A 12384-nucleotide genomic window follows, 5' to 3' on the forward strand; every position below is an offset into this window, starting at 1 on the left:
TCAGCTCTCGTCGGGCACGGCGTCCGGGCGGGCGTAGGTGCGGCCCTTCCAGGCCGCGCCGCGTCCCCGGTAGTGCTGCACCGCCGAGTCGACCGTCATGAGGAGGTAGAGGAACGCGGTGAACGGCAGCAGGGGAGCGAGCCACAGCGGCTGCCGGTAGTAGCGGAGCATCGGGACGTACGTCCCCGTCATCACGAGCCAGGCCGAGGCTCCGGCGACCGCTGCCGCCGCGTTCCCCGTCGCCAGGCCGGTCACGACCGCCACGGGCGGCACCAGATACACCAGCGCCAGCCCGGCGACCGTCCCGGCCAGCAGCAGGAGGTTGTGCCGCAGCTGGGCGTACGCGCTGCGCGACACCATCCGCCACAGGTCGCCCAGCCGCGGATACGGCCGGACGCTGTCCACCCGGTCGGCCAGCCCCAGCCAGACACGGCCGCCGCTGCCCTTCACCGCCCGCGCGAGCGCCACGTCGTCGATCACGGCGTGCCGGATCGCGTCCGGGATCCGCGCCCGGTCGGCGGCCTCCGCCCGCAGCAGGACGCAGCCACCGGCCGCGGCCGCCGTCCGGGTGCGCTTCCTGCCGATCCGGCGGAAGGGGTAGAGCTGCGCGAAGAAGTAGACGAAGGCCGGCACGACGAGCCGCTCCCAGGTGCTCTCCACCCGCAGCCGGGCCATCTGCGAGACGACGTCGAACCCACCCGTACGGGCCGCCGCCACCAGCTCCCGCAGGCTGTCCGGCGCGTGCGCGATGTCGGCGTCCGTCAGCAGCAGGTACTCGGGGTCACGCGCGCGTGCCAGGCCGATGCCGTGGCGCACCGCCCACAGCTTGCCGGTCCAGCCGGTGGGCGGCTCGCCCGGCGAGTCCACCGTCAGCGGCAGCCCGCCGTGCCGCCGCGCCAGTTCTCGCGCCAGTTCACCGGTGCCGTCCGTACTGCCGTCGTCGACGAGGAGGACCTCCGCGCGCCCCGGATAGTCCTGCCCGAGCAGCGACGGCAGTGCGTCGGGGAGCACCGCGGCCTCGTCGCGGGCCGGGACGACGACGCACACGGACGGCCAGGCGTCCGGTTCCCGGCGCGGTGGCAGTCGCACATCCGTGCGCCAGAAGAAGCCCTGACAGAGCAGCAGCCACAGCCAGGCGAGGAGTGATCCAGCGGCAGTCCACACAACGGCGCTCACGCGCGCAGTCTGCCCCACCGGAACCGCCCGGCACCGCTCATCGTCTATCGTGATCGGGTGAAGATCGCGCTCATGGACTCAGGAATCGGTCTGCTGGCGGCCACCGCCGCGGTTCGGCGGCTGCGCCCCGACGCCGATCTCGTCCTCTCCCTGGACCCCGACGGCATGCCGTGGGGCCCGAGGACCCCGGAGGACCTGACCGAGCGCGCCCTGGCCGTCGCCGAGGCGGCCGCCGCGCGCCGCCCCGACGCTCTGATCGTCGGCTGCAACACCGCGACGGTGCACGCGCTCACCGCCCTGCGTGCCCGCCTCGAACCGGAGCTTCCGGTCATCGGCACCGTCCCGGCGATCAAGCCGGCCGCGGCCGGCGGCGGACACCTCGCCATCTGGGCCACCCCGGCCACCACCGGCAGCACGTACCAGCGGACCCTGATCCGGGACTTCGCGGGCGGGGTTCCCGTCACCGAGGTGCCTTGCTGGGGCCTCGCCGAGGCCGTCGAACGCGCGGACGAGGCGGCGATCGACGCCGCCGTGTCCGCGGCTGCCGCCCTGACCCCCGACGAGGTGACCACCGTCGTCCTGGGCTGCACCCACTACGAACTGGTCGCCGAGCGCATCAGGGCCGCGGTCCAGCGCCCCGGCCGGCCGCCCCTCGTGCTGCACGGCTCCGCGGGCGCCGTGGCCGCGCAGGCCCTGCGCCGGCTCGGCCGGCAGCCCGCGCCGGGGGCCACGCCGCACGGCAGCCTGACCGTCCTGCTGAGCGGGCGCGAGGGCCCGCTGCCCGCGACCGCCCTGGCATACGCCGAAGGACGGCTGTTGCAGGCGGTCACGCCGGCCGGCTGACCGGCAGCGGCCACCCGGCGTCGCCGACGTGCGGATACGCGCCGCGTCGTCGGCACCCCGGGTCGGCCCGGGGTGCCGACCCGGGTCGGCCCGGCAATGTCGGCGTACGGGATCCGCGCAGCCCCCGGCCAGCGCAGTAACGCTCCGCCACGAGGTACCAGCGGAGCGAAACCTGAGTAACCTCATAGGCATGAGGGACCACCGCCACGGCGAGAACGCTCCCCACGCGCACACCGACGTCTGGACCGGCCGCGCCACCAACCGCGTCCAGTGGCTGCTGGCGCTCATCGGCGCCGCATGCATGGCGCTGGGCATCGCACTGGCCGTCGACTCGGCCTGGACGTCCGGCATCGCCCCGTTGGCCATGGCCGTGGTCGGCTGCATCGCCGCCGGGCTGCTGGTCCTGTTCGGAACGCTCGCCTTCGTGCACGTCGCCCTGCGGGTCGACCAGGAGCACCTCGAAGTGCGCTGCGGCCACATCGGACTGCCCCGCCGCCGTATCCCGCTCTCCCAGGTGGCGGGCGCCACGTACATCTCGCACGTCACGCCCCGGCACTGGGGTGGCTGGGGTTATCGATGGCGGCCGGAGAAGGGCACCGCGGTGGTCGTGCGACGGGGTGAGGGCGTCGTGCTGGAGCTGTGGGACGGACACACCTTCACGGTCACCGTGGACGACGCGGAGGCGGCCGTACAGGTGATCAAGGCGCGGCTGGGGCGGACCAAGCCGGGCGCTCCCGCGCACTGAGCGGACGTCCGGTCACCACGCCGGGGTGCGTCCGGCGCCCCGGGGGCGCGTGTCCGGCGCGGGGCTCGACGGTTCCTCGGTGAGCGGCCGGGCCGTGGCCATGCCCGCCAGCAGGCCCGCACCCACCGACACCGCGGTGAAGCTGAGCGCGTTGCCGATCGCGGCGATGACCGCGACCGCCGTCAGGGCCGCGCCCGCGGTGAGCGCCACCGGGGCCGGGCGGGGGCTGCGCCACAGCGCGTACAGCACCCAGACGAACGCCGCAGCCAGCAGGGCCACGCCCACGATCCCCTGTTCGGCCGCCTGCTGGAGGGATGCCGAGTGGGGCTTGCCGTCGGACAGCAGCGACTGAGCGGACGTCGTGCTCAGCTCCCCGAAGCGCCCCGGGCCGACACCCAGGGCGGCGTCGTCGCGCAGCAGATGCCATGCGTCCTGCCAGAGCTGCACGCGGTGCGGTGTCAGCCGCTCCTCCAGGGCTGCCGCGAGCCCGCCCGGTACGGTCCTTGCCGCGACCGCCCACGTCAGGCCGGTCACCAGGACGGCGACCGCGCCCAGTGCGGCGAGGCCCGCGCCGCGGTGACGGGTGCGGCCGGCGGCCAGCGAACACAACAGCACCGCGAGACAGGCGACGCATCCGGTGGCCGAGCCGAGCACGGCCGCCACTCCCGCGGCCCCGGCAGCCGTCAGCCGCAGGGCGAACCGCACGGCCGGAACGCGAGCGGCCCAGGCCGCGCAGCACGCGGCACCGGCTGACAGCGTCAGCACGGCAGCCGTCGCCCCGGCGTGCCCCAAAGGGGTGGTGATCTGCGGGCCCGGCGCGAGGTGCGGCACGGCCACGGTCAGCCCGATACCCGCCAAGGCCCCGGCGCAGGGCGCGCCGACCGGCAGCAGCGCCCCGCCGATCCGCCCGGCTGCGTAACCGGCCGCCACGGCCAGCACCGCGAGCAGCACACCCTCGGGCCGGCCGTCGTGCATCGCCGCCGTGATCAGGGACCAGCCGGCGCAGGCCCCCAGCACCACGACGCCGGCCGCGTCCACAACGATTCGTCTGTCACCGTCCGCGTCCTGCCCGGACGCGGACGTCAGCCCACTGGAACCCACCCCGCCCCGCCCCCCGCGCCACGTCGCCCCCGACCTGTGAAGACCCCGGTCGCACGGGCCGCCACCGGGCCGCGCGACTGAGGCTTCGGCACACCGTAGCCGCTGGTGGACGGTTTGTGGATGTGTCGTGACGAAATGAGCAGGAACGTTGCAGCAGACACGCGGCGAGGCCGGGACGCCGCCACCTCGTGGACCGCGCTGTCGGCGTCAAGGTCGCTCGCCTTACACTCCGGGAGTGACCGTCACCGCAACCTCCGTCGGCGAGTCGGACCAGCTGGAACCGCGGACCGCGCCCGGGGCGCGGACGTGGACCCGGCGGCTCGTGCGCCTCCTCCCGGCCGCCGCAGCCGCGCTGTCCGGCCTGCTCCTCTACGTCAGCTTCCCGCCCCGCACCCTGTGGTGGCTGGCCCTGCCGGCCTTCGCGGTCTTCGGCTGGGTGCTGCGCGGCCGTGGCTGGAAGGCGGGGCTCGGACTCGGCTACCTCTTCGGGCTCGGCTTCCTGCTGCCGCTGCTGGTGTGGACCGGAGTGGAGGTCGGACCGCTCCCCTGGGTCGCCCTGGTGGCGATCGAGGCGATCTTCGTGGCGCTGGTCGGCGCGGGTGTCGCAGTCGTGTCGAAGCTGCCGGGATGGCCGGTGTGGGCGGCGGCCTTGTGGATCGCCGGCGAGGCGGCACGCGCGCGTGTGCCGTTCGACGGCTTCCCCTGGGGGAAGATCGCGTTCGGGCAGGCGGACGGTGTGTTCCTGCCGATCGCCGCGGTGGGCGGCACCCCGGTGCTCGGCTTCGCGGTGGTCCTGTGCGGCTTCGGACTGTACGAAGTCGTCCGCCTGGCCGTGATGTGGCGGCGCACCGGCACCGTGCGCCGGACCGCGGCGGCCTTGGGGCTGGTGAGCCTGGCCGTCCCGGCCGTGGCGGCCGTGGCGGCCCGCCCGCTGGTCAGTGACAAGGCCGAGGACGGCAGCGTGACCGTCGCGGCGATCCAGGGCAACGTGCCCCGGGCGGGTCTTGAGTTCAACGCCCAGCGACGGGCCGTGCTCGACAACCACGCGCGCGAGACGGAACGCCTGGCCGCGAAGGTCAAGGCCGGCGAGGTCGCACGGCCCGACTTCGTGCTGTGGCCGGAGAACTCCTCCGACGTCGATCCGTTCGCCAACCCCGACGCCCGTGCCGTGATCGACGCAGCGGCCAAGGCCATCGGCGTGCCCATCTCGGTCGGCGGCGTCGTGGAGCGGGACGGCAAGCTCTACAACGAACAGATCCTTTGGGACCCGGCGAAGGGGCCCGTCGACACCTACGACAAGCGTCAGATCCAGCCGTTCGGCGAGTATCTCCCGCTGCGCTGGCTCGTCGGGGCGATCAACAAGAACTGGACGGAGATGGCCCGCCAGGACTTCAGCAGGGGCACCAAGCCGGGCGTGTTCACCATGGACGGCGCCAAGGTCGGTCTCGTCACCTGCTACGAGGCCGCCTTCGACTGGACCGTGCGCTCCGAGGTCACCGACGGCGCCCAGATGATCTCCGTGCCGAGCAACAACGCCACCTTCGACCGCAGCGAGATGACCTACCAGCAGCTCGCCATGTCCCGTGTCCGCGCGGTCGAGCACAGCCGGACCGTGGTGGTGCCGGTGACCAGCGGTGTCAGCGCGATCATCATGCCGGACGGGAAGATCACGCAGAAGACCGGCATGTTCGTCGCCGACTCACTGGTGCAGAAGGTGCCGCTGCGTTCCTCGCAGACGCCCGCCACACAGCTCGGCGTCCTGCCGGAGATCGCCCTCGTGCTGGTGGCGGCCGGCGGACTGGGCTGGGCCGTCGGCGCCGGTCTGCGCGGGCGACGCGCCGGTGACGTGTAGGCGTACGCCGGTCGCACGCCGCCTGAAACCCGCCGGGGCGCCGCAACCCGCCTATTAGGGTCGGGCCATGGCTACTCCCGACTTCATCCGCACCCTCCGCGCCTCGGCCGGTCACCAGCTGCTCTGGCTCCCCGGCGTCACCGCCCTCGTCTTCGACGACGAGGGCAGAGTGCTGCTCAACCGCCGGGCCGACACCCGCAAGTGGTCGGTGATCGGCGGCATCCCGGAACCGGGGGAGCAGCCCGCGGCCTGCGCCGTGCGGGAGGTCCACGAGGAGACGGCCGTGCACTGTGTCGCCGAACGGGTCGTCCTCGTCCAGGCCCTGGAACCCGTCACCTACGGGAACGGCGACATCTGCCAGTACATGGACATCACCATCCGCTGCCGTGCCGTCGGCGGCGAGGCACGGGTCAACGACGACGAGTCGCTGGACGTGGCCTGGTTCGACATCGACGCCCTGCCCCAGCTGGACGAGTTCGGGCTGTTCCGGATCAAGCAGGCCCTGTCGGACGCCCCCACATGGTTCGACCCCACTGCATCGGGCTGAACTGTAGGGCGTGACCACATGGGGCGCGGCAGTCGTGCTGCCTAGGGTCGAGGCATGACCGCGCCCCATGTCCTTCCGGCTCCCCACGCCTTGCCGCTCGACCTCGGCGGCCGCACCGCGCTCGTCACCGGCGCCGCCGGCGGCATCGGCCGCGCCTGCGCGCTGCGGCTCGCGGCCGCCGGGGCGAAGGTGAGAGCGGTCGACCGGGACGCCGCGGGCCTGGAGGCGCTCGCCGGACAGTGCCGCGACCTCGCGGGCACCGTGGAACCGCACGTCCTCGACCTCACCGACCTGGACGCCGCCGAACTCGCCGCCGCGGGCACCGACGTCCTCGTCAACAACGCCGGGATCCAGCTCGTGCGCCCCATCGAGGAGTTCCCGCCCGACGTCTTCCACACGGTGCTCACCGTGATGCTGGAGGCACCCTTCCGGCTCATCCGCGGCGCCCTGCCCCACATGTACGGACAGGGCTGGGGGCGCATCGTGAACGTGTCGTCCGTCCATGGGCTGCGCGCCTCGGCTTACAAGTCGGCCTATGTGGCCGCCAAACACGGGCTGGAGGGACTCTCCAAGACCACCGCCCTGGAAGGCGCGTCCCACGGTGTCACCTCGAACTGTGTGAACCCCGCCTATGTGCGCACCCCACTGGTCGAGAAACAGCTCGCCGACCAGGCCCGGGCGCACGGCATCCCCGAGGAGCGCGTCCTGTCCGAGGTGCTGCTCCAGGACAGTGCCGTCAAGCGGCTCATCGAGCCGGATGAGGTCGCCGAGGCCGTGGCGTATCTGTGCGGTCCGCAGGCGTCCTTCGTGACCGGTACCTCACTCGTGCTCGACGGCGGCTGGACCGCCCACTGAGCCTCCGGCCCCGTCCGCCCAGGAGTTGTCCACAGGGCTGACGGGACGGCCCGGTCATGGTGAATCCTGTGAGCATGCCCAGCGATCACGTGCAGTCAGCCGACCGCTCCGCCGGCCGCGCCGAACCGCCACCGGCCGGCGCGGAGACGCCGTATCTCGAGCTCCTGGCCCGGGGCGCGTCCGCCGACGCCTACGAGCAGCCGGTGCTGCTCGCGCGCGCCGAAGGACGGCCGGCGGAGTGGATCGCCGCTCTCCAGCGGGCCAAGCCGCTCGCCCTGCGCGTCCGCTCGGAGCTGGAGGGACGGCGCCGCCGCGAGGCCGAGCTGTCGGCACTGTTCGAGACCGCCCACGACCTCGCCGGGCTGCGCGACCTCGACGCAGTGCTCCAGGCGATCGTGCAGCGCGCCCGGTCGCTGCTGGGCACGGACGTCGCCTACCTCAGCCTCAACGACCCGGCGCGGGGCGACACCTACATGCGGGTCACCGAGGGCTCGGTCGCGGCCCGGTTCCAGCAGTTGCGGCTCGGCATGGGAGAGGGGCTCGGCGGCCTCGTCGCACAGACCGCACGCCCCTATGTCACCGACGACTACTTCAAGGACGACCGCTTCCAGCACACCCTCACCATCGACGCCGGCGTGCGGGACGAGGGGCTCGTGGCCATCCTCGGCGTGCCGCTCACGCTCGGGCACCACGTCATCGGCGTGCTGTTCGCCGCGGACCGCCGCGCCCGGGTCTTCGAGCGGGAGCAGATCGCCCTGCTCGGCTCCTTCGCCGCCCTCGCCGCGGCCGCCATCGACACCGCCAACCTGCTCGCCGAGACCCGGTCGGCCCTCGCCGGTCTGGAGCGGGCCAACGAGATCATCCAGGACCGCAGCGGCGTCATCGAACGCGCCTCCGACGTGCACGACCGGCTCGCCGAGCTCGTCCTGCGCGGCGGCGGTGTCCACGACGTGGCCGCCGCCGTCGCCGAAGTCCTCGACGGCACGGTCGAGTTCACCGAGGCCGCCGCGGCACCGGCCGAGGCCCTGGAGGCGTCCCGCGCGGAGGGCCACGCCGTGCGGTACGAGGACGACTGGATCGCCGCCGTCGCAGCCGGCGGGGAACTGCTCGGCGCACTCGTGCTGCGGGGCCACCCGGGGCTCGACCCCGTCGACCAGCGCACCCTGGAGCGCGCCGCCATGGTCACGTCCCTGCTGCTCCTGGCCCGCCGGTCCGCGGCCGAGGCCGAACAACGCGTGCGCGGCGAACTCCTGGACGACCTGCTCGACGCCCGCGACCGCGACCCGCGCCTGCTGCGGGAGCGCGCTGCCCGCCTGCACGCCGACCTCGACGCGGTCCACGTGGTGCTGGCCGCACGCCTGGAGGGCGACGCGCCCGACGCCGACCAGGAGGCGGACGCCCGCAGACGCCTGGCCGCCGCCGCGTCCCACCTCGCCGCGACCCGGCACGGCCTGGCCGCCGCACGCGACGGCGGCACCGTCCTGCTGCTGCCCCTCGGCCCCGGCGACACCGCCACCGAACTGGCCCGCCGCGCCGCCCGGCACCTGGGCACAGCGGTCCACGCACCGGTCACCGTCGGCGCCTCCGCACCCGCCGAGAACCTCGCCACCCGCCCCGACACCGTGGCCACGGCCTACTCCGAGGCCCGGCGCTGCCTCGACGCCCTGCGGCTCCTCGGCCGCTCCGGGGACGGGGCCGCGGCCGAGGACTTCGGCTTCCTCGGGCTGCTCCTGGCCGGCGACCGGGACATCCCCGGCTTCGTCGACCGCACCATCGGCCAGGTCGTCGCGTACGACCGGCGCCGCGGCACGGAACTGCTGCGCACCCTCGACGCGTACTTCGCCTGCGGTATGAGCCCGGCCCGCACCAAGGACGAGCTGCACGTCCATGTGAACACGGTCGCCCAGCGCCTGGAGCGCGTCGGCCGTCTCCTCGGCGACGACTGGCAGAGCCCGGCCCGCGCCCTGGAGATCCAACTCGCCCTGCGGCTGCACCGGTTGTCGGCGCGGCACTGACACCTGTGGGCGGGCCCTGTCACCCGTAGGCGGCCCCCGTACGCGGTGAGGCAGGCACGGGGGCCGGTGCCGGGACGGCTCAGAGAGAACGGGCGTCCGCCGCCGGTGCCGTCGTCCGGTCGGCGTCGGCCGGAGGAGCGACATCGGCCAGATCCCGGTGGCGGGTCTCCTTGGCCGCCGCCACCGAGATCACCGTGAGCACGGCGGCGGCGATGACGTACAGGGCGATCGGCGTGGAACTGCCGTAGTCGGACAGCAGCGCGGTGGCGATCAGCGGCGCGGGCGCGCCCGCCGCGACCGAGGCGAACTGGGCGCCGATGGACGCGCCGGAGTAGCGCATCCGCGTCGCGAACATCTCGGAGAAGAACGCGGCCTGGGGCGCGTACATCGCCCCGTGCAGCACCAGCCCGACGGTGACGGCGAGGATCAGGTTGCCGAAGCCGCCGGTGTCGATCAGCGCGAAGAACGGGAACATCCACAGCCCGACCCCGACCGCGCCGATCAGATACACGGGACGGCGGCCGAGCCGGTCGGAGAGCGCGCCCCACGCCGGGATGGCGGCGAAGTGCACGGCCGAGGCGATCAGTACGGCGTTGAGCGCGGTCTGCTTGGAGAGCCCGGCCGAGGTGGTGGCGTAGACGAGGATGAACGCGGTGATGACGTAGTAGCTGATGTTCTCCGCCATGCGCGCGCCCATCGCGACCAGGACGTCACGCCAGTGATGCCGCAGCACGGCGACGAGCGGCAGCTTCTCGGCAACCGCGGCCCGGTCCGCCTTGCGGGCCTCGGCCTGCGCCAACGCCTGCTTGAAGACGGGCGATTCATCGACAGACAGACGAATCCACAAACCGACGATCACCAGCACGCCGGAGAGCAGGAACGGGATCCGCCAGCCCCAGCTGCCGAACGCGGCGTCCGACAGCACGGCGGTCAGCACGGACAGCACGCCGGTGGCGAGGAGTTGTCCCGCCGGTGCGCCGGTCTGCGGCCACGAGGCCCAGAACCCACGTCGGCGCGCGTCCCCGTGCTCCGACACCAGCAGCACGGCACCGCCCCACTCGCCGCCGAGCGCGAACCCCTGGACCAGCCGGAGCACGGTGAGCAGGACCGGCGCGGCCGTCCCGATGGTGGCGTGCGTGGGCAGCAGCCCGATCGCGAAGGTCGCCCCGCCCATCAGCAGCAGACTCAGCACCAGCAGCTTCTTGCGCCCCAGCCGGTCACCGTAGTGCCCGAACACCAGCGCACCGAGCGGCCGGGCGGCGAACCCGACCGCGTACGTCAGGAACGACAGCAGTGTGCCGACGAGCGGGTCGGAGTCGGGGAAGAACAGCTTGTTGAACACGAGGGCGGCGGCGGAGCCGTACAGGAAGAAGTCGTACCACTCGATGGTGGTGCCGATGAGGCTGGCGGCGACGATGCGTTTGAGGCTGGCGGGGGGTGGGGGAGCGGTCGCGGGGGTGGACATCGGCACCACTTCCTGACGGTTGGCGGGGACGGTTTCGTGTCGCCATACCGTAGGAATCCGCAGGTCAGGGGCACATGTGGCGGGGCAACATAGTTCGAGGGTTGGCTATGCGTGTGGCCACCATGCCGACGTATGGGACGGCGGTTCAGGGGCTCGATGGCGGTCGAGACGAGTGCCGTCCGGGACGCGTAGTTCGGGGTGATTTGACGGTGCGGTGCTGGCTCCCGTGCCGGAGGTCGGCCCCAGAGCACTCTTTGCGGCCTGCATCCGCTACGGGGCGGTGTCACACCCGCCGTTCGGTGAACCGGACCCGGCGCACGAGGACCTCCCTCGACTCGGCCCACACACCGACCAAGCGCCCGGTGAACCCGCCCGCCACTTCGGTGGAAAGGTAGCGTCCGTCCAGGCGGGCGAGGACATCCATGCCGGTTCCGTGACCGATGCCCAGTTCGATGTCGTCCGGTCCGTGCCAAGTGGGCTCCGTGGAGCGGACGCGCAGGGTGACAGGGGAATCGGGCAGCGGGCGGGAGCCGAGAACCGACCGGACCTGTCCGATCCGTGCGACGGCGGTGACTTCGCCCTCGGCAACGTGCAGGCCGTACCAGTGGGCACCGTCGAGCCGTAGGGCGACGGTGAACGCGCCCTCGCCCGGATCGACGACGAAGTCGGCCTCCCATCGGTCGCCGCCGACCCGCGTGAACAGTCCCGAGGGCTCGCCGGTCTCGCTCAGGGCGTGCCCCACGACCACCCCTTCCGGCGCGCTGTGCACGAACCGGTCGGGACGCTGCCCTGGTGAGACCCACCTGGGATCCAGTCCGGGCGCGCAGAAGTCGTCCTCGAAGTCCCGCTGTCCCGTGGGGACATGGCCTCTGGCCGGTTCGAACCGCGGCCAGTCGTCCACCCAGGTGACATCGGCGAGGAACGTCTCACGCCCGTTGACGTGGAAGCGGGGACTGCGGCCTCGTGGCCGGGTGCCGAGATACACCGCTGCCCACGTGCCGTCGGGACGCTCGACCAGATCGGCATGACCGACGTTCTGGACGGGATGAGCCGTGCTGCGGTGGGTGAAGACCGGATTGTGCGCTGCGTCCTCGAAGGGCCCTCGTGGGCTCCGCGAGCGTGCCACCGACACCACGTGGCCCCGGTCGGTGCCGCCCTCGGCGATGACCAGGTACCACCATGCGCCGCGCCGGTACAGGTGCGGCCCCTCGGAATGGGCCAGGCCGGTGCCGTGCCAGATCCACCGCGGCTGTTCGAGGAGCACGCCCTGCTCCAGATCGAACGCCACCTGCCTGATGCCGATCTCGGTCTCCGACCACGAGCAGTACGTGACCAGGCACGTACCCTCGTCGTCCCAAGCCAGGTCCGGGTCTATGCCGTCGAGTTCGGTGAGGCACATCGGCGCGGACCACGGCCCGGCCGGGTCGCTCGCCCGGTAGATCTGATGGCCGCCGCGAGGGTCGTCGATGTTCGTGGTGATCAGCCAGAACCGGCCCCCGTGATGGCGCAGCGTCGGGGCGTAGATGCCGCGACTCGATGGCGACCGGCCCGCGGGGAACTGCTCCTCCCGCGTCAGGGCGTTGCCGATCTGACGCCAGGACACCAGGTCCCGGGAATGCCAGATCGGAATGCCGGGGCTGTACTCGAACGACGAATTCGCCAGATAGAAGTCCTCTCCGACCCGGCATACCGATGGATCGGGGTACATCCCAGACAAGATCGGGGTGGTCGCGGCATCCGCGCTTCGACCGCCCTCCGGCAGTATCGAACTCATGCGAAACGCCT

General features: G+C 72.9%; 10 protein-coding genes. 6 read left to right on the forward strand and 4 right to left on the reverse strand.

Annotation, left to right across the window (positions count from 1 at the left end; genetic code table 11):
* Positions 1 to 1194, reverse strand: a complete 1194-nt coding sequence (locus MQE23_RS39465; protein WP_243381636.1) for a glycosyltransferase — start codon at positions 1192 to 1194, stop codon at positions 1 to 3.
* Between the two features lie 39 nt (positions 1195 to 1233).
* Here MQE23_RS39465 and MQE23_RS39470 point away from each other — a divergent pair, with 39 nt between their 5' ends.
* Both MQE23_RS39470 and MQE23_RS39475 read left to right on the forward strand, forming a co-directional pair.
* The gene (locus tag MQE23_RS39470) at positions 1234 to 2019 is read left to right on the forward strand and encodes an aspartate/glutamate racemase family protein (RefSeq protein WP_243381637.1); all 786 of its coding nucleotides are present in this window, start codon (positions 1234 to 1236) and stop codon (positions 2017 to 2019) included.
* A gap of 190 nt (positions 2020 to 2209) precedes the next feature.
* On the forward strand, positions 2210 to 2764 hold the full coding sequence (locus MQE23_RS39475) for a hypothetical protein (protein ID WP_020274095.1): 555 nt from the start codon (positions 2210 to 2212) through the stop codon (positions 2762 to 2764).
* Between the two features lie 12 nt (positions 2765 to 2776).
* On the opposite strand, the gene MQE23_RS39480 is transcribed toward MQE23_RS39475, so the two are convergent.
* Positions 2777 to 3802, reverse strand: a complete 1026-nt coding sequence (locus MQE23_RS39480; protein WP_243381638.1) for an O-antigen ligase family protein — start codon at positions 3800 to 3802, stop codon at positions 2777 to 2779.
* Positions 3803 to 4100: 298 nt separating this feature from the next.
* Between MQE23_RS39480 and lnt the strand changes: the two genes are divergently transcribed.
* From lnt to MQE23_RS39500, 4 genes are all read left to right on the forward strand, one after another.
* Positions 4101 to 5717: an apolipoprotein N-acyltransferase gene (lnt, locus tag MQE23_RS39485; RefSeq protein ID WP_243381639.1), complete on the forward strand. Its 1617-nt coding sequence runs from the start codon at positions 4101 to 4103 to the stop codon at positions 5715 to 5717.
* Between the two features lie 67 nt (positions 5718 to 5784).
* The gene (locus tag MQE23_RS39490) at positions 5785 to 6264 is read left to right on the forward strand and encodes an NUDIX domain-containing protein (protein WP_020274091.1); all 480 of its coding nucleotides are present in this window, start codon (positions 5785 to 5787) and stop codon (positions 6262 to 6264) included.
* Between the two features lie 54 nt (positions 6265 to 6318).
* Positions 6319 to 7119: a 3-hydroxybutyrate dehydrogenase gene (locus MQE23_RS39495; RefSeq protein WP_037670531.1), complete on the forward strand. Its 801-nt coding sequence runs from the start codon at positions 6319 to 6321 to the stop codon at positions 7117 to 7119.
* A gap of 74 nt (positions 7120 to 7193) precedes the next feature.
* On the forward strand, positions 7194 to 9134 hold the full coding sequence (locus MQE23_RS39500) for a GAF domain-containing protein (protein WP_037670529.1): 1941 nt from the start codon (positions 7194 to 7196) through the stop codon (positions 9132 to 9134).
* Between the two features lie 79 nt (positions 9135 to 9213).
* Here MQE23_RS39500 and MQE23_RS39505 read toward each other — a convergent pair whose 3' ends face one another.
* The gene (locus tag MQE23_RS39505; protein ID WP_243381640.1) at positions 9214 to 10599 is read right to left on the reverse strand and encodes an MFS transporter; all 1386 of its coding nucleotides are present in this window, start codon (positions 10597 to 10599) and stop codon (positions 9214 to 9216) included.
* Between the two features lie 283 nt (positions 10600 to 10882).
* Positions 10883 to 12373 carry a glycoside hydrolase family 43 protein gene (locus tag MQE23_RS39510; RefSeq protein ID WP_279345172.1) on the reverse strand — a complete coding sequence of 497 codons (1491 nt, stop codon included), beginning with the start codon at positions 12371 to 12373 and terminating at the stop codon, positions 10883 to 10885.
* Positions 12374 to 12384: the final 11 nt, after the last annotated feature.

It is taken from the genome of Streptomyces sp. HP-A2021 (assembly GCF_022807935.1).
Lineage (GTDB): Bacteria > Actinomycetota > Actinomycetes > Streptomycetales > Streptomycetaceae > Streptomyces > Streptomyces afghaniensis.

Excerpts from the sequence above, each read along its gene's own strand:
- MQE23_RS39505 (WP_243381640.1), bottom strand. The coding sequence starts at position 10,599 with ATGTCCACCCCCGCGACCGCTCCCCCACCCCCCGCCAGCCTCAAACGC.
- MQE23_RS39490 (WP_020274091.1), top strand. The coding sequence starts at position 5,785 with ATGGCTACTCCCGACTTCATCCGCACCCTCCGCGCCTCGGCCGGTCAC.
- MQE23_RS39500 (WP_037670529.1), top strand. The coding sequence starts at position 7,194 with ATGCCCAGCGATCACGTGCAGTCAGCCGACCGCTCCGCCGGCCGCGCC.
- MQE23_RS39495 (WP_037670531.1), top strand. The coding sequence starts at position 6,319 with ATGACCGCGCCCCATGTCCTTCCGGCTCCCCACGCCTTGCCGCTCGAC.
- MQE23_RS39475 (WP_020274095.1), top strand. The coding sequence starts at position 2,210 with ATGAGGGACCACCGCCACGGCGAGAACGCTCCCCACGCGCACACCGAC.
- MQE23_RS39510 (WP_279345172.1), bottom strand. The coding sequence starts at position 12,373 with ATGAGTTCGATACTGCCGGAGGGCGGTCGAAGCGCGGATGCCGCGACC.